This is a genomic window from Thermanaeromonas sp. (genome assembly GCF_021890735.1).
Classification (GTDB): domain Bacteria; phylum Bacillota; class DSM-521; order Neomoorellales; family Neomoorellaceae; genus Thermanaeromonas.
Genome location: NZ_JAKKUR010000014.1, coordinates 1 through 16601, shown reverse-complemented (window position 1 = coordinate 16601; position 16601 = coordinate 1). Strand labels below are relative to the sequence as shown.

The 16601-nt window shown below is 49.7% G+C and carries 18 protein-coding genes and 1 pseudogene; all 19 read right to left on the bottom strand.

From position 1 onward, the window contains the following. Positions 1 to 36: 36 nt before the first annotated feature. Positions 37 to 165 (bottom strand): HepT-like ribonuclease domain-containing protein, encoded by a 129-nt coding sequence (locus L5656_RS11335; protein WP_366017906.1) that lies wholly within the window; start codon positions 163 to 165, stop codon positions 37 to 39. Between the two features lie 104 nt (positions 166 to 269). Continuing rightward, positions 270 to 551: a nucleotidyltransferase family protein gene (locus L5656_RS04610; protein WP_297199717.1), complete on the bottom strand. Its 282-nt coding sequence runs from the start codon at positions 549 to 551 to the stop codon at positions 270 to 272. A 441-nt stretch (positions 552 to 992) separates the two neighbouring features. Continuing rightward, positions 993 to 2216, bottom strand: a complete 1224-nt coding sequence (locus L5656_RS04605; RefSeq protein WP_297199714.1) for an NAD(P)-dependent malic enzyme — start codon at positions 2214 to 2216, stop codon at positions 993 to 995. Between the two features lie 55 nt (positions 2217 to 2271). Then, the gene (locus tag L5656_RS04600) at positions 2272 to 2826 is read right to left on the bottom strand and encodes a Fe-S-containing hydro-lyase (protein WP_297199711.1); all 555 of its coding nucleotides are present in this window, start codon (positions 2824 to 2826) and stop codon (positions 2272 to 2274) included. Positions 2827 to 2841: 15 nt separating this feature from the next. Then, positions 2842 to 3684 carry a fumarate hydratase gene (locus tag L5656_RS04595; RefSeq protein ID WP_297199708.1) on the bottom strand — a complete coding sequence of 281 codons (843 nt, stop codon included), beginning with the start codon at positions 3682 to 3684 and terminating at the stop codon, positions 2842 to 2844. A gap of 116 nt (positions 3685 to 3800) precedes the next feature. After that, a complete protein-coding gene (locus tag L5656_RS04590; RefSeq protein ID WP_297199706.1) occupies positions 3801 to 4601 on the bottom strand; it encodes a succinate dehydrogenase/fumarate reductase iron-sulfur subunit in 801 nt (266 codons plus the stop codon). Continuing rightward, positions 4602 to 4802 carry a hypothetical protein gene (locus L5656_RS04585; RefSeq protein ID WP_366017903.1) on the bottom strand — a complete coding sequence of 67 codons (201 nt, stop codon included), beginning with the start codon at positions 4800 to 4802 and terminating at the stop codon, positions 4602 to 4604. Positions 4803 to 4982: 180 nt separating this feature from the next. Continuing rightward, complete coding sequence (locus tag L5656_RS04580; RefSeq protein ID WP_297199700.1) at positions 4983 to 5408, bottom strand: hypothetical protein; 426 nt, start codon at positions 5406 to 5408, stop codon at positions 4983 to 4985. Between the two features lie 28 nt (positions 5409 to 5436). Next, positions 5437 to 7153: pseudogene (locus tag L5656_RS11330) on the bottom strand (succinate dehydrogenase/fumarate reductase flavoprotein subunit). Between the two features lie 274 nt (positions 7154 to 7427). Beyond that, positions 7428 to 8822, bottom strand: a complete 1395-nt coding sequence (locus L5656_RS04565) for a sodium:solute symporter family protein (protein WP_297199691.1) — start codon at positions 8820 to 8822, stop codon at positions 7428 to 7430. Positions 8823 to 8918: 96 nt separating this feature from the next. After that, a complete protein-coding gene (gene cobO / locus L5656_RS04560) occupies positions 8919 to 9446 on the bottom strand; it encodes a cob(I)yrinic acid a,c-diamide adenosyltransferase (RefSeq protein WP_366017913.1) in 528 nt (175 codons plus the stop codon). Between the two features lie 67 nt (positions 9447 to 9513). Next, complete coding sequence (locus tag L5656_RS04555) at positions 9514 to 10440, bottom strand: MBL fold metallo-hydrolase (RefSeq protein WP_297199686.1); 927 nt, start codon at positions 10438 to 10440, stop codon at positions 9514 to 9516. Positions 10441 to 10535: 95 nt separating this feature from the next. Next, entirely contained in the window at positions 10536 to 11174 is a 639-nt protein-coding gene (locus L5656_RS04550) for a flavodoxin family protein (RefSeq protein ID WP_297199683.1), read from the bottom strand. Positions 11175 to 11364: 190 nt separating this feature from the next. Then, on the bottom strand, positions 11365 to 11838 hold the full coding sequence (coaD, locus tag L5656_RS04545) for a pantetheine-phosphate adenylyltransferase (protein WP_297199680.1): 474 nt from the start codon (positions 11836 to 11838) through the stop codon (positions 11365 to 11367). A 174-nt stretch (positions 11839 to 12012) separates the two neighbouring features. After that, complete coding sequence (locus tag L5656_RS04540; RefSeq protein ID WP_297199678.1) at positions 12013 to 13131, bottom strand: sodium ion-translocating decarboxylase subunit beta; 1119 nt, start codon at positions 13129 to 13131, stop codon at positions 12013 to 12015. Between the two features lie 40 nt (positions 13132 to 13171). Continuing rightward, on the bottom strand, positions 13172 to 13564 hold the full coding sequence (locus L5656_RS04535; protein WP_297199675.1) for a biotin/lipoyl-containing protein: 393 nt from the start codon (positions 13562 to 13564) through the stop codon (positions 13172 to 13174). Positions 13565 to 13566: 2 nt separating this feature from the next. Further along, positions 13567 to 13944, bottom strand: a complete 378-nt coding sequence (locus L5656_RS04530; RefSeq protein WP_297199672.1) for an OadG family protein — start codon at positions 13942 to 13944, stop codon at positions 13567 to 13569. 81 nt (positions 13945 to 14025) lie between these two features. Then, entirely contained in the window at positions 14026 to 15330 is a 1305-nt protein-coding gene (locus L5656_RS04525) for an SLC13 family permease (RefSeq protein WP_297199669.1), read from the bottom strand. A 222-nt stretch (positions 15331 to 15552) separates the two neighbouring features. After that, positions 15553 to 16601: acyl-CoA carboxylase subunit beta (locus L5656_RS04520; protein ID WP_297199666.1), on the bottom strand; the 1049-nt coding region annotated here is incomplete at its 5' end.

The window sequence follows — 16601 nt, the reverse complement described above, 5'->3', positions numbered from 1 at the left end:
AAGTTAGGAAGGAAGTTATCTTAAATCCCGGCTCCTTTACATATCCCTCATTCCAGCCATCTCTTTCCAGGATATATCGGGATACTTTTCCTTAAGTTGTGGCGACACGTTTTTGGCTGGTTCTGCAATTACCTCAAGCCGCCTAACAACCGCTTCCTGGAGCATTATGTCTCAAGAGAACTGCTCTTTCTTTACCCCTGCGATCCACTCCGAAATCAACCTGGCACTCTCCAAGATATGGCTTAGCCGGGCCTTCTCGCCTTCCACTTTCATAAAATCGCCTTTCTCTCACGCAGCACCTTTTCCCGGAAATACGGAGACAAAGATGCTTCCGTCACCACGTCCACGTCCTTCTGCAGGGCCTCCCTCAGTTCGCTTATCAGCTTTGCATGGGTAAGAAGAGATCTTCTCGCTCCCGGGGCGTATTCAATCAGGATATCTATGTCGCTGTCTTCAGCCTGCTCTCCTTTTGCATAAGAACCGAAAACAAACGTTTTCGCTACACCGTGCCGTCCAGTATTGGGAGGGCTATTTCTCTTATTTTTTCCCATGTCTATTGTAGTCCCCCTCTTAGAAATATTATATCCTGGAAAACATAGGATTTCCAATATTAACAACACAGGTCGACTGTTGCCCCAGGTCTCTGAGTACTTATTAGTAGAGGGCTTCTTCAGGCGGAGCCACTTGGACCCCAGGACTCACTTGAGCACGTTCTAACCGTCTTGGAGTTACAAGTATTCAAAGCCAGGTGCACTACTCGGAAGAGTGCGTCGGGGAAGCTATTCAATCCTGCACCAGCAGGGTTGGCCTCTTTTCCGCTCAGTTGTCGCTGGGTTTTTGTACCTAAGGAGGCCAGCCCCGCTGGTTTCTTCCCCCGAAAAAGTTTGGGCCTCTCGCTCAGCAACTCTAATATAAGAAACATCCTCAGGTAATTCACCAACTAGCTACTTGCTATCATTGTTGTCCTGCCGTCATCTTTCCCTTACATCCTACTAAGCTCCTACAATCCTCCTAGTGTTCTCCTCCACTTCCTTAGGGTCCTTTTTTACCCTAGCTACGCCGCTTTCCATGGCCGCCCGGGCCACAGCCGAAGCTACAGCAGGGGCTACCCTGGGGTCAAATACATCAGTGATGATAAAGTCAGGGCTCAATCTCTCTTCATCCACTAAAGCTGCCAAAGCACAAGCCGCAGCAATCTTCATCTTCTCATTTATGTCTCGCGCCCGTACATCCAGTGCCCCCCTTAAAACCCCCGGAAAGGCTAGAACATTGTTTATCTGATTGGGAAAGTCCGAACGGCCAGTGCCCACTACTTTGGCCCCAGCTGCCTTGGCTTCCTCAGGATATATCTCAGGGACAGGATTGGCCATGGCCAGCACTATGGAGTCTTTGGCCATGCTCCTTACCATATCCTGGGTTACCGCTCCACCTACCGATAATCCTATGAAAACATCAGCGCCCTTTAGGGCTTCGGCTAGTGTTTTGGCCCCTTCCCGGTTGGTCTTATGGGCTATCTCTTCTTTGTAAGGGTTCATACCTTCTACTCGGCCTCTATATATGGCTCCCTTGCTGTCGCACAGAATTATATCCCCTGCCCCCATGTCTAAAAGAAGCTTGGTCACTGCAATACCTGCTGCCCCAGCGCCATTGATGACAATCTTTACCTCAGCCATCTCTTTGTCTACTACTTTAAGGGCATTGATTAGGGCAGCAGCTACTACTATGGCTGTGCCGTGCTGGTCGTCGTGGAAGATGGGTATGTCCGTCTCTTTTTTAAGCCGCTCTTCTATGGCAAAACAGCGGGGGGCGGATATGTCTTCTAGGTTAACTCCACCTATGGTGGGGGAAATCAGCTTTACGGTCTCTACTATTTTGTCTACGTCTTGGGTGGCCAGACACAAGGGGAAAGCATCTACGCCAGCGAAGGTTTTAAAGAGGACGCATTTTCCTTCCATGACCGGTAGTGCAGCTTCCGGGCCTATGTCTCCTAGGCCTAGTACAGCGCTTCCGTCAGTAACAACAGCTATGAGGTTGCCCCGGGAGGTATACTCCCATACGAGTTCTTTGTTCTGGTGGATCTCTTTGCAAGGTTCGGCTACTCCGGGAGTGTAAGCCAGGCTTAAGTCCTCCCGGTTTTTGACCGCTACTTTGCTCTGGATGGCGATCTTACCTTGGTTTTCTTTATGCAAGGCTAGGGCTTTAGTGCGAAGATCCATATAGGCATTCCCTCCTAATGTTGAAAATGGTTTTAAAGTAATAATCCTTCATTTTTTAGGTGTGTAGCCTGTATTGTACTTTCCCCTCAAGATATGCGTTTTTACCATAACAATCGATACCGACTATCAAGGGGAAGTCTTCCACTTCTAACTGGTAGATGGCTTCCGGGCCTAAGTCTTCGTAGGCCACTACTTGAGCTTTCTTTATCCTTTGTGCCAGCAGCGCTCCCGCACCTCCTATAGCTAAAAAATATACTGCTCCCTTCTCCTTTATGGCTTCGATAACTTCCTGGCTACGGCTACCCTTACCTATCATGCCCTTTAAGCCTAGCTCACGGATTAAGAGTGGGGTATAGGGGTCCATCCGTCCACTAGTGGTAGGACCCGCCGACCCGATCACTCTTCCCGGTTTCGCTGGGCAGGGTCCTACGTAGTAAATAATCTGGTCTTCTAAATTTATGGGCAGCTCTTCTCCCGCCAGATAGGCCTCCACCAGCCTTTTGTGGGCTGCATCCCGGGCTGTATAGATTATTCCGCTTAGGCTTACCCTTTCCCCAGCTTTAAGCTCTTGTATAATCTCAGGGTTAAGAGGCGTGGTAATCCTTTTCATGCCAGGTTCACCTCGCTAAAGTAGGGCTTCTGCATGCCTAGCAGCATGGCATTGGATGTTTACAGCTACAGGCAACCCCCCTATATGGGTAGGATAGGTCTCTATATGTACATCTAAAGCAGTGATACGGCCGCCCAGTCCCTGAGGACCAATGCCTGTGGCATTTATTTTCTGAAGAAGCTCTTCTTCTAGCTCAGCTATATGGGGTGCAAGATGTCTTTGGCCTAAAGGCCTAAGGAGGGCTTTTTTGGCTAGAAGGGCTGCTTTTTCAAAGTTGCCTCCCAGCCCTATCCCTACTATTATAGGTGGGCAAGGGTTAGGCCCTGCTTGTTCTACTACTTCTAATACGTAGCGGATAATACCTTCTTTACCGTCGGCCGGCTTTAGCATTTTTAGGCCCGAGGTGTTTTCGGAGCCAATGCCCTTGGGAGCTACAGTTATCTTTAGATTAGAGCCAGGAACTATTTCGGTGTGGATTATGGCGGGAGTGTTGTCACCCGTATTCTGCCGGATTAAGGGGTCTTTCACCACTGACTTCCGGAGGTAGCCACGGGTATACCCCCTACATACTCCTTCGTTTATAGCTTCATATAGGCTTCCCCCGGTTATGCGTACATCTTGCCCTATTTCTAAAAAGACTACAGCTATGCCTGTGTCCTGGCAGATGGCCTCACTGGTAGAAGCTGCCAGCCTAGCGTTCTCCTTAAGAAGCTCCAAAATCTCTCGGCCCAAAGGTGACTCTTCTTGAGCTATTGCCTTGTCCATAGCCTGCCACCAGTCTTCGCTTAAAATGGTGCATGCTTCTATACAGAGGCGCTCTACTGTGTTAGCTATCTGGCTTACGTGTATCTCCTTCATTGGTTTATCACCCCTCTTTAATGGCTTTTTCTTTAAAGGTTAATCTCTTGGGGTTTTCCCCCTTTATAATTCCTGTTTTAATTCATCTTCATCTTGGTTTTACCTCCTTTAGGCTTTTACTTCTTTTTTACGGTAGGTTCTGGTGCTTTAGGTATACCGGGTATGGGGGTTGCTTCTAGTAAAGCTTCCAATAGCCTGGCCTGCTCTTCCTTATGGCCGAAAATAGCCTTTCGCTTCATGAGTTGTATAGCTAGGGCAGGGTCTACTCCTTTGGGGCAGACTTCGGCGCAGGCACCGGCCATGTGGCAGCGCCAAAGGCCATGTAGGGTATCCACTACGGAGATACGTTCTTTAAAGCCGTTATCCCGGTTGTCGGAGCTGTACCGGAAGGCTTGGGCCAGCGCTTGGGGGCCTAGGAATTCCTTGTCGGTGGCCACGGTGGGACAGGCGGCAAGACATATACCGCATTTTAAACAATAGGCAAATTGTAAATACCCTTCAAGCTGAGCTGGAGACTGAGAGTATTCTTTCGTCGGCCGGTCGACCTCAACGGCGTCGGAAGAAATAATCCAGGGTTTTACTTTCTGGTGCTTATCGAACAAGGGCGACAGATCGACTACCAAGTCCTTTATAATCTCGTAGTTAGGTAGCGGCCTTATTTCTATAGTATCTGTACGCAGGGACTCGACCTGGGTTTCGCAGGCCAACCTCGGCAAGCCGTTAATGTACATGGCACACGAACCGCAAATGCCCATCCGGCAGGAGGCTCTAAAACTTAAAGTGGCATCCAGATTTTCTTTGATGTAAAATAGACAATCCAATATGCTCATGCCGCGCTCAACGGGTACTTCGTAGGTTTGCAGGTAAGGTCGCGTATCCTTTTCAGGATTATACCGCTGTATTCTGAAGGTAGCCACTTATATTCCCTCCATAGCATAGGACATGATGACGACGTAGCTTCCAAAGGCAAAAGCTACAAGGCCAATGCCGATTATAGCCCATGTCAGCAAGCGTTCTTTCCCGGGATGCACAATTTCACAGAGTATAGAACGTAGCCCGTAAAGCCCATGATAAAGGCCCAAGCCCAACAGGGCCACGTAGCCTACCACCCAACCCAAACTTTTCCCTCTGGCCATAACTGAGGTGTAGTCTAAGGGTTCAGGGGTCGTTATGCCCATGTAACTGCTAGGGTGTTAAGATGCATCAGGAAAAGGTGTACGCCCAAAAGAATAATCAGGCAGGCGGCAGCAATAAGCGAGAGCAACCAATAACGCGATTCCCGCAAGGATTTCGCCTCCTTAGATTATAAAGAAGTCCAGCCCACTGACTATTATGAGGACGGCAGCAAGAAGCATAAGTGCAACCATAAGTGGACGCTGTTTTTTTACGGATGGAACATAGGGATATTCTTGGCGCTGGGGTTTGCCTATACACATACCGAGTTCGATTATGATAAGCCATAGGCCGTTGGCAGCATGAAATATGGCCCCCGCTATAAGTAGATATTCGCCAAGTTTAAAGGCTGGTCCGTAAAGGAAAGCCATGGTTTGTTCCCAGGCAGCAGCCCCATAGATACGTGCCGCAGTCACGTAAATATGCATGAGCAGGTAAAGGATAAGGCCTAGGCCACTTATGCGGTGCAGGGTGTAAAGGTAGCGTTCTATACCATAGTTACCCCCATAAATCCATCCTTTGACCCATAGGCGATTATTATAGCGCCGCATGGTATTCACCTTCTTATACTGTCCCCTCCTAGTATTTTCTTTCGGTCGGCTCCCAGATGGTTATGTTTACAGGAATATACTCTAGTTTCGGCCCTGAGGGTGTATAGTAAGCGAGAGTATGTTTAAGCCAATTTTTGTCATCTCTTTGGGGAAAGTCTCGCCGTGCATGACCACCACGTGATTCTTCTCTTGCCAGGGCGCCTGCAGTTATGACTTCGGCTAGTTCAAGCATGTTCTCCATTTCCAAATATGATACAAGGTCCGTGTTGTATATTTTACTCTGGTCTCGCAGGCCACACTCTCGAAATCGTTCTTTTAGTTCTTTAATTCGTTCTAAGGCCTTCTCTAGCCCTTCTTTTGTGCGAAATACTCCAACGTACGTATCCGTGGTTTCGCGTAGTTCCCGCCTTATGGTATAGAGGTTTTCGGTACCTTTGCGATTGAATATTTCTTCCATGACCCGGTGTTCCTCAGCACGAGCTCTATCTAAAGGCAGATCAGGTAGGGATGTTTGCTTCATAGCATGTATGGCTGCTTTCTTACCAGTAATAGCACCCCAAACTAGACATTCAGCTGTAGAGTTGGTACCCAGCCGGTTGGCTCCATGGACTGACACACAAGCTACTTCACCTGCCGCCCAGATACCTTCCACAGGCGTGGCTCCTTCCTTGTTCACATGAATGCCCCCCATGGAATAGTGCGCTACTGGCCTCACAGGTAAAGGCTCGTCTATGGGGTCCAGGCCAGCAAATTTTATAGCCACTTCCCTTATGAGCGGAAGTCTTTCGTTTATCTTGTCTCTTCCCAGGTGTCTTAAATCCAGATGTACATAATCCAGCCCTTGGGGCCCGGAAAAACCCCTACCCGCTTCGATCTCCAGCATTTCTGACCGCGATACAATGTCCCTCGGGGCGAGTTCCATCATCTTTTCCGCGTACTTTTTCATAAAACGTTCGCCACGGTTATTGATCAGATATCCCCCTTCCCCGCGAGCCGCCTCTGTAATTGAGGATGCCCGAAGGAACAAGCCCCGTGGGGTGAAACTGAACAAACTCCATGTCCTTTACAGGCAATCCCGCTCGGTAGGCTATGGCCATTCCGTCCCCGGTCACGGTGTGGGAGTAAGTAGTAAAGCCGTATATCCGGCACGCTCCGCCCGTGGCAATAATTAAGGCTTTGGAACGAAAAACTAAAAACTCCCCGCTCTTTAGATCTATCGCTGTAAGGCCACAGTACTGGCCTTCCTCTACTAGCAATGAGGTGGCCATGCATTCTTCATACTTAGTAATGTCGGGGTATTTCTGCAGAGTGTCATAGAGAGTGTGCACTTCAAAGAATCCAGTCTTATCAGCAGCGAAAACCGCCCGCGGGAAACTATGGCCACCAAAAGGACGCTGGTTGATCCTTCCATCCCCTCGCCTCGCCCAGGGTATGCCCCAATGTTCAAGCTGTAATATTTCTTGAGGAATGGTCTGTACAAACAGCTCTACGGCGTCCTGGTCGGCCAGAAGGTCGCTCCCCTTCACCGTGTCCCAAGCGTGAAGTTCCAGGCTATCCCCCTCTTCGGGTCGCATTACCGCTCCCGTACCACCCTCCGCACAGACCGAATGAGGCCGCACCAGCTGGGTCTTGGCTATTATTGCTATGTCAAGTTTGCCCTGGCCCACCCTCGCTGCTTCAATAGCTGCTCGAAGCCCCGCCAGGCCAGCGCCAAGAATGATGAGGTCGTGAGTAACAATTTCCATAAGATGTGCTGGCGACCCCCTTTTCCCCTTTTTCTCAGGTACGTTTAGTAACCTCCTGACAATAAACAAAAAGCCTAGCACACGGGACCGTGACGCTATCACGTCCTATATGCCAGGCTTTACCCGCTTCATTGGAGGATAAGGCCTATCTATCCTCCCACGAGCAAAGTGGCTCTTTCCTTCTCGCCAACCTTTCGGGAATTGATAGATATATTATTCGCTTTTATAACATTGAATCCTCCCACTTCAGCCAAATTAAAGCTGGCATGGAACTTTAAGAATAGCAGCGTATCCGGTTTATTCCGTAACCGTATCCTACGACAATAAAGCTTACTAATAAGCCCAAGAAAAGGGGATCTAGGTAATCCGGTAAGAGAAATTTCCCTGCCAGCACGGATAGAGGGGACACAACCATGGACACAATGGCCGCTGTTCTATTGACCTTGCCCCGGGCAAAGAGGGCGGCACACAGGGGCAGAAAAACTGTTACCCCTCTCAATCCCATGGACATGAAGCTCCATTTTAGCACCAGAGATTTTACGTTGCCAGTGATGAACAAAAGTGTAAGGGCCAATATAATCACAATCATAAACCTACAAGCCCTTAAAAGAGTAACGTCACTGGCTTTTTTATTTAGGTAACGCTGGTAGATATCCTTCACCAAAATGGTACTGATACCCAACGTCAGGCCAGCTCCCGTACCTACTACCGCTATCAAGAGGGTAGCCAGAATAACTCCACCCAGCCAGGGATTCATATGGGTTAGGATGAAGAGGGGAAAAGCCGCCGCAGGTTCGATGTCGGGAAAGCGCATTTTCATATATAGGCCCACAAAAATACCCGCCAGGCCAATGGGCGGAACCAGTATCGCACTTAGCAGCGCCCCTAGTCTGGCGTGGTTTAGGCTCTTTCCCGAACCCACTGCTTGGATATAAGTTTGCGTACACAAAACTCCGATGACCAGGGAAAGGCCACTGGCGAAATCCTGCCAGAAACCTCGGCCAAAAAGGCTAAAATATGGATAGGCTGGGAACGAAGCCCGGTATCCCGGCCAACCCCCTCCTCCCAACCAAGCCATAAGCCCTCCGATGATCATGGCCATATAGATAAGAAATAGTTTGGCCATACCTACCAGGCCGGTTCCCCATACTCCCCCAAAAACAACATAAAAGGCCATAAGCAACAAAGACAAAAGAGCGGCAGGCAAAGGGGATATTTTAAACATGGTGGTTAACAGAGCAATAGCCGAAAGGACTTGGGCCACAATATTCAGAAATATACCCAAAGAAACGAATAGGGTGGATATAGGACCAGAAGCAGGTCCGAATTCAGCAATCAATATTTCTGGTACTGTATCTTTTCGGCCTTGGTAGAGCGGCTTTACAAAAAAAAGAGCTAAAAATAAACAGCCAATCCCAGCTCCCAGAGTAAACCACCAGGCGGCAAAGCCATAAAGATAAGCCATTTGGGCGGTACCGATAGTGGACGCACCCCCTACGAGGGTACCCACAATGGTACCAGCCACAATAAGGGCGTTGGCTCTACGGCCCCCTACCAAAAAGTCCGAAGAGCCCCGGATATTTCTTCCCGCGTATTTTCCTACCAAAGTAATACCGCTCAAAGTCAAAATAACAGCAATCACATGCCATGCTGTAAGATCGTATACCATCGCCCAAGGTACTCCCACGTAGCCAGGATATGAGTCAGGGCTCAACCTACCCCAGCAGAGATAAACTTCAAACCAATGTTGCTTGATATTTCTCCTCTAATATTCTATGCCAGGTTGAGAGGGTATCCCTCGTTGAAAGTGATGTTTAACATCCTTAACTTCGCTGACCATATCAGCCTTTCCCAAGAGGCTATCCGAGGCATAGCGTCCCGTGAGGACTAGGGTAACTCCTTCAGGCTTGAGATCTATTAATTCTAAGACATCCTGCTCCCTTAATAATCCATAATCAACTGCCACATTAACTTCATCTAGAATAATAAGTTCATGCTCTCCGGCCTGGATCACCTGCTTGGCCAACTCTAACCCTTCCCTTGCCAGCCTTAAATCTTCTGGGCTAGGCTCTCCCTTTTTTACAAAAGTAGGGAGCCCTTTCTGCACCAGGGTGAAATGGGGGAGATACCGGGCCGCTTGAATCTCTCCATATTCGGCGCTCCCTTTCATAAATTGAATCATAAAAACCCGTTGCCCATGCCCTATAGCCCTCAAGGCCAACCCCAAAGCGGCTGTAGTTTTCCCTTTACCGTTGCCGGTATAGACTAAAGTCAATCCCTTCCTCATCCGAATTCCCCCTACCACTTTATGCCCTAAATATTTGATGAGTGTTTTATGTAGGCCCGCGGCACCTCACCCATTAGCGAACCAGCCGAGACCTCAAGTAGTCTAAATACCCTTTAAGGCTATTGCTTAAGAAATATCTTTCTCTCTGCTGAATATCGAGATCTAACCGGTAAAAGCTTTCCAGCAGGGGATCCCTGTTCAACAATTCCTGCATAAGAAGAACTAATAGCTCCTCTTCTTCTCTGACCTGAAAGCCCGTACAGACAGCGCTGATAATTTCCTCCCAGCGGTATAACTGCTGGCGAGCAAGCTTCAGAACTCTCTTGGCTCCTGGTACCCAACCAAAGTGCCCAAAACAAATGCTAGTCTCATCGTCCACTAACTTCAAAAGGCCATCCAACGAGCCGATTGCGGTTTCTAGAAAGAATTTAGGAGGGGTAGCCGGTCGTAGATAAAAACTATGGTCTAAATCTAAATAAACTCCGGCTGCCTCCCCTAAAAACAAAAAATTTCGCCAGAGGAAGCTTAAATGGTGAGGAGCATGGCCGGGGGTTTCTATAGTCTTTATTTGAGGTACTTGGTCGACGAAGTTTTGGGGAGATACCGGCTTAATCGGCCCATAGAAGTATGCCAAATCACCTAAAACCCTAACACTGGCCTCCCACAGACTAGTAGGACTTTGCAAATGCTGCCGCGCCTTGGGATGGGTAAGCACACGGGCCTCAGGGAAATACTGCAATAACTCCCCTACACCACCAGCATGATCCAGATGAATGTGAGTCAGAAGGATATAATCTAATTGGGAAACGCCCAAATCCTGGAGGGCAGCTAGCAGTTGCGGCAAAGCAACGGCGGGACCCACGTCTATCAGAATCTGACTATCCTCGCTCCTAAGCAGCCAAGACCCAATGAATTTGTGGAAACCCTGCCGCTCGAGGGGTAATTCAATAAGGTAGAGTTCAGCTTCGGAAAAACTGCTCACCAGTTGCGCCGTGCTCATACATCCTCTCCTCGATTCTTTTCCTGCTCTCCCAAACAGGGTACTGCTGGATTAAATTGGGTTAAGGCGGCCTCCCATGACGGAATATTTGGCCGTCACACTTCCCTGCGAACAGCTTTCATGAGCTGCACTTGTCTTACAATGTTCCTCCCCAACGTACGGCACTCATGTAGGGCCAGAGGATCGTCTTCTACATCTTTCTTCCATATCACCCTGCCATCTTCCAGCCGTTCAAATAGAGTGCCCATGGGCCCATGGTTATAAATCCTACCCTCTTGGTCCCGGCTATCGACTACAATCATGCCGTGGCTGGCCAAGAAACGTTCCATTATCATTTGTGTAAATTCCTGCCCTCCGTTTCTTAGCCCCGCATGGGTAACCGCTGCACCTACCTTACCCTGGAGAGTGTTGCGGCACATATGCAACCAACGGGTCCGGTCCATGAAGTTTTTCATTAGTCCCGTAACGTTTGAGATATACACCGGAGAGCCCAACACAATAGCGTCGGCGGCCAGCATCTTATCCGCGATCAGTTTCATATCGTCATCCTCGATAGAACATTCTATTACCCGCAGACAATGGTTGCAGGCCCGGCAAGGTTTTATATTATAATCGCTAAGTTCCAAGAGCTCTGTTTCTGCTCCCAGACTACGTACTTCCTCTAAGACCGTCTCCAACATCTTAGCTGTATTACGTCCTTTACGATGGCTACCATTGATGGCCAAAATTTTCATAACACCCACCATCCCTCTTTGTCTCGCTTTTCCTAATGCATTGCCTTTGGGCTAAAAAGAAAACCCCAGGTTCTGAACACAGATACCCACACCTCACAAACCCTTTAACCTACCCCTTCTCTGGTACTCCCTCTTAGTACTGTATACTTACACTTTTGTAGTCACCAGTATAGACTCCGACTTCGACATATTAAAATTTAGCTTTAAGGGCTATCTCCACCACCGGCGGGACCAACCCCTTAACACTTCCTCCCACAGAAGCCACCTGTCGCACCACTCGGGAACTCAAAAAACAATACTCGGTAGCTGGCATAAGGAAAATTGTTTCTATATCATCGGCTAACTGTTTATTCATCACCGAAACCTGAAATTCCTGCTCAAAGTCAGAAACAGCTCGTAGGCCACGTATAATGGCACAAGCTCCATGCTTACGGGCAAATTCAACCAACAGACCCCTTAAGGTTTTAGCCTCCACAGAAGGAAGATGCTCGGTGCACGCTCGCACCATGGTCACTCTTTCCTTTACGCTAAAAAGAGTGTCCCTAAAGGGATAATCGCCTACAGCCACAATCACTTTATCGAACAGTTTGCAGGAGCGCCGAATTAAATCCATATGACCCAAGGTTATGGGATCAAAGGTTCCTGGAAACACTGCCACTCGCATAACTCGTACGCCCCCCTACCGCCCTGGGCATAGCCACAATTGGGAGGAAGCCCTCCCCTCTAAGGCCTCCTCCCCATAATGTACCCAGGATTGCGCCACAGCACTCTCGCTTATTGAGAGGCCCACCACGGACCACTGCTGATCCAACTCTCCTAGAGTGCGCTGGTTAATTATCTATTGCAGCAGGGCCAGCATAACACCAGCCGCTGTGGCAGTCCCGATAACGCCGGCCACGTTGGGTCCCATAGCATGCATAAGCAGGAAGTTTGCGGGGTTCTCCTGCTGACCCAACCGCTGCACCACCCGTGCAGCCATGGGCACAGCAGAGACTCCGGCGGCTCCGATCATGGGGTTTACCTTGCCTCCGGTTATCACGCACATCAGCTTGCCCAGCAGTACCCCCCCTACAGCACCGAAGAAGAAAGCTACCGCTCCTAAGATAATAATCTCGACGGTTCGTAAGGTAAGGAAACTGGCGGCGTCCATGGTAGCCCCGACAGATGTAGCTAGGAAAATAGTCACAATGTTGATAAGCTCATTCTGGGCTGTTTTGGATAACCTCTCTGTTACTCCACACTCCCGCATGAGGTTGCCCAGCATAAGCATACCCAGCAAAGGCGCAATCGGCGGCAGCACCAGAACAATTACTATGGTACACAGGATGGGAAATAATATTTTCTCCAGTTTCGATACTGGACGGAGCTGCTCCATGACGATCTGCCTTTCCCGCTTGGTGGTCAAAAGTTTTATGGCCGCAGGCAAAATCAAGGGAACCAGGGACATGTAGGTGTAAGCGGCCACGGCAATGGCTCCTAGAAGGTGGGGAGCTAGTTTCATGCTTAGGTAGATAGCCGTGGGCCCGTCCGCCCCACCGATAATACCGATGCTCGCCGCCTCCTTGATGTTAAAACCCAGAAGCTCTGCCAAGTAAATGGCCACAAATACACCGACTTGGGCAGCAGCTCCCAACAGGATGGTCATAGGGTTGGCCAACAATGGTCCAAAGTCTGTCATGGCTCCTACGCCCAAGAAGATTAGGCAGGGAAAGATCTCTTTTTCTACGCCAAAGAAGAGATAGCGCAGTAGACCTCCTTCGTCCATAATGCCTGTGGCCGGTAAGTTAGCCAAAATGCACCCGAACCCAATGGGCATTAGCAGTAGCGGCTCAAATTCTTTCTTGATGGCCAGGTACAGGAGGACGCAGCCGACACCGATCATAATAAGGTTTCCCCAGGTCAATTGCAGGAAGCCGGTGGTATTGATTAGGTCGAAGAGCTTTTCGACAAAATCCATCGCCGCTTCTCTCCCCTTTGTGAGCCTATCCTCTATAACCCTATTCTATACTTATTAAGGGGTCTCCGGTGTTCACAGACTGACCAGCGCTTACATAAATCTTCTTTACTTTCCCGTTCCTGGGGGCTACGATCTCATTTTGCATTTTCATAGCCTCCAGGATCAGCAGCACTTGGCCCGCTTTGACCTCTTCGCCTTCTTTTACTTTGATGCTTAAAATGTTGCCCGGCATAGGGGCAGTTACATTGCCTCCAGCACTAGCCGATCCTGCTGTAGGAGCTGCAGGAGGAGCGGAAGGAGTAACATTTGGCACTCTATTAGGAAGTTCAACTACTGGTGATGGTGTGCTCGTTTGTTTAACTGCACCCCCTTTGATCTCTTCTACCTCCACTTCAAAGGTCTCGCCATTTACTGTTACCCGGAATCGTCTCATCTTTAGTACCTCCTATCCCTTGGTATTTGCGACGAAGTCATGTTTTCTAACCGCCCCATGTGTGCCCAGGGATCGAAAGGGCTTGGCTTCTTCATGCTTACTACCTTAAAGCCCTCTTCACCTAGGCAGGCGGCTACGGCAGCACAGGCTGCCGCTACCTTGGCCGGGCTCACTCCCGGCGCTCTATCCTTCTCCCGTGTTTCTACGGCTTGGATTTCTCGAGCCACCTCAGTTGCCTGGCCCTTGGTCTTGCGGTTCGTTCCCAGGGCGTCAGCCGCAAACTTAATGAGGTTGATAACTAGAGCCAGGAAAAAGAGAACGGCAAAAACGATGGTAATGTTAACTAGCGAGAGAAGGAGAGCATCCATCTGGTGTTCCAACTACCAGCACCTCCTAATAAAGGGCCCGCCAGGGCCCTCACGTTGACCTCCAGCGGGCCCCCGTTGCTGTAAATTTTAGGCTTAATGATAGAAGGGCCACAGCAGCGGCAAAAGTATAACCGCAACTATAAAGGTCAGCAAGGTTAGAGGTGCACCCACTATTACATAGTCCGTGAAGCGGTACCGGGCAGGGCCCAATACGATAGTATTGGGCGGTGTACCCACCGGCGTCATAAAGGCGCAGGAGCATCCAACAGCTATGGCCATGACCACAGCCCGGGGGTCAGCTCCTAAGCCCTGAGCGATAGCCAGCCCGATGGGGCAGAGCAGGGCTGCGGTAGCGGTGTTAGACATAAAGTTGGTCAGACCGCAGGCCAGGATAAACAACACCGCGGTAATCAGATAAGGGCTCGGATTGCTGCCCATTACTCCGATAACGGCTTCGGCTATCATTTTTCCAGCGCCAGTTTTCTCTAAAGCCTTGCTCATAGGTAACATACCAGCAAAGAGAAAGATAGTAGTCCAATCGATGGCTTTGTAAGCTTCCTCTATCTTAAGACACCCTGTGATAACTACAATAAGAGCGCCGGTAACCGCAACGACTTCCAAGGGGTATTTCCCCCAGGCCATAACCACTACAGCTGCCAGCAGGACCAGGCCCGAGATCCACATACGTATTACATCAGCCTTCCCCCGACCAGAAGTTTCCTGGCTCAAACCCTCGGACTCTAGCTGGGCTGCACTGGCCTTAGCCACATCCTCCACTTCGGCCGCATCCCCGGTAGAAAGTAGCTTCTTGCCCAGAGTTAACATATAGATAGTACCGATAATAGCCATGGGAATACCAATCTTGGCGTATTCAAAGAAACCGAAGGAGGCAAGTTTCGCTTGATCTAAGGTGGCCTTGGCTATGACGTTGGGAGGTGTTCCTACCAGGGTGAGCATACCACCAAGGCTGGTAGCGTACGCTAGCGGCATTAAGAGCCTCTTATTGGACAGACCGGCGCTAGCCGCTATAGCCATGACAATGGGCAGCAGTACTGCTGTCGTGCCAGTGTTGCTGAGGACAGCGGAAAGGCCTCCAGCCACGATCATTACTGCCAAAAGAAGCCTCAGTTCGCTTTTACCCGCACCTTTTATTACGGTGTCGCCGATCAGCTTAGCTACGCCCGTCCGGAACAGAGCGGCACCGATAACAAAGGTGGCGGCAAACAACACTACTGTAGAGTTTGATAGACCGGAGAAGGCATCTTTTGCCGGAAGTACGCCTGTAAACACAAGCAATACATCTACCAAGATAGCCGTCACTGCTAGCGGTATCCTCTCAGTCACGAAAAGTATCAAGGCTAGCAAAAGTATTAATAAGGTAATGGTCGCTGGTGACATCCCCTACACCCCTTTCATCTTAAATTTTGGGAGTTTTTGCTTTCGGTTGCTTTAGAATGGCTTCTCACCCCCTCTCCTTCCCGCCAGGATAAACCGCTAACAAGATTAAAGACTATTAAGCTCCCCTATATCTTGGCCCCCCTCCCAGCTAAAGGTCGCCTTGCAATCATACTAACCCCACGAAAGATTAACCTCTAGCCCCAGCCAGCTACCAGCAAGAAGTTACAGAGGAATATTTCCATGTTTCTTTGCCGGCCGGCTCTCCCGTTTCGTGGAGAGTAGTTCCAGGGCTCGGACGAGATATCTCCTGGTCTGCCTGGGATCTATCACCGCATCGATGTAACCCCTCTCTGCCGCTACATAGGGATTGGCAAACAAGCGCCGGTATTCTCCTATTTTTTCCTGCCGCGCCTTTTGCGGATCTGCCGCCGCTTCTATTTCCTTACGGAAGATTATATTGGCCGCACCTTCCGGCCCCATCACCGCTATCTCTGCACACGGCCAGGCATATACTATGTCTGCCCCCAGGTCCCTGCTGCACATAGCCAGATATGCTCCACCATAGGCTTTGCGTATTATTAAGGTGATCTTGGGCACTGTGGCTTCAGAATAAGCGTGGAGCATCTTGGCCCCGTGCCGGATGATACCCCCATATTCCTGGTTGGTCCCAGGCAAAAAACCTGGAACATCTACAAAGTTGATGATGGGAATGTTAAAGGCGTCGCAAAAACGTATGAAGCGGGCTGCCTTGTCGGAACAGTTTATATCCAGGCAGCCAGCCATGACCCTGGGCTGGTTGGCTATAATGCCTATGGTACGGCCGTTTAAGCGAGCAAATGCTGTAATAATGTTGGGCGCATAAAGGGGCTGGACTTCAAAGAAGGTGCCCTGGTCTATAGCTCGTACTATGATCTCCCGCATATCATAGGCTTTGTTGGGGTCGTCAGGCACAATATTGAGCAACTCTTCTTCTTCCCGACCTGGGTCGTCCCCAGTATCTTGGATAGGCGGGTCTTCCATGTTGTTGCTGGGAAGATAGCTTAAAAGGGTGCGGATGAGCATAAAGCAATGGTCTTCGTTCTCGGCTGCAAAATGGGCTACCCCGCTTACCTGGTTATGGGTAAGAGCACCCCCTAATTGCTGACCGCTCACTTCTTCTCCCGTTACGGCTTTGATGACCTGCGGCCCAGTGATAAACATTTCGCTGGTTCCCTGGACCATGAAAATAAAGTCCATAAGCGCAGGTGAATATACCGCTCCCCCTGCACACG

What these genes read in the sequence shown, in the direction of transcription:
- L5656_RS04565 (WP_297199691.1), bottom strand. Translation starts at nt 8,822, where the DNA reads ATGGTATACGATCTTACAGCATGGCATGTGATTGCTGTTATTTTGACT.
- L5656_RS04605 (WP_297199714.1), bottom strand. Translation starts at nt 2,216, where the DNA reads ATGGATCTTCGCACTAAAGCCCTAGCCTTGCATAAAGAAAACCAAGGT.
- coaD (WP_297199680.1), bottom strand. Translation starts at nt 11,838, where the DNA reads ATGCGAGTGGCAGTGTTTCCAGGAACCTTTGATCCCATAACCTTGGGT.
- L5656_RS04550 (WP_297199683.1), bottom strand. Translation starts at nt 11,174, where the DNA reads ATGAAAATTTTGGCCATCAATGGTAGCCATCGTAAAGGACGTAATACA.
- L5656_RS04525 (WP_297199669.1), bottom strand. Translation starts at nt 15,330, where the DNA reads ATGTCACCAGCGACCATTACCTTATTAATACTTTTGCTAGCCTTGATA.
- L5656_RS04580 (WP_297199700.1), bottom strand. Translation starts at nt 5,408, where the DNA reads ATGCGGCGCTATAATAATCGCCTATGGGTCAAAGGATGGATTTATGGG.
- L5656_RS11335 (WP_366017906.1), bottom strand. Translation starts at nt 165, where the DNA reads ATGCTCCAGGAAGCGGTTGTTAGGCGGCTTGAGGTAATTGCAGAACCA.
- L5656_RS04600 (WP_297199711.1), bottom strand. Translation starts at nt 2,826, where the DNA reads ATGAAAAGGATTACCACGCCTCTTAACCCTGAGATTATACAAGAGCTT.
- L5656_RS04595 (WP_297199708.1), bottom strand. Translation starts at nt 3,684, where the DNA reads ATGAAGGAGATACACGTAAGCCAGATAGCTAACACAGTAGAGCGCCTC.
- L5656_RS04555 (WP_297199686.1), bottom strand. Translation starts at nt 10,440, where the DNA reads ATGAGCACGGCGCAACTGGTGAGCAGTTTTTCCGAAGCTGAACTCTAC.
- L5656_RS04540 (WP_297199678.1), bottom strand. Translation starts at nt 13,131, where the DNA reads ATGGATTTTGTCGAAAAGCTCTTCGACCTAATCAATACCACCGGCTTC.
- L5656_RS04610 (WP_297199717.1), bottom strand. Translation starts at nt 551, where the DNA reads ATGGGAAAAAATAAGAGAAATAGCCCTCCCAATACTGGACGGCACGGT.
- L5656_RS04535 (WP_297199675.1), bottom strand. Translation starts at nt 13,564, where the DNA reads ATGAGACGATTCCGGGTAACAGTAAATGGCGAGACCTTTGAAGTGGAG.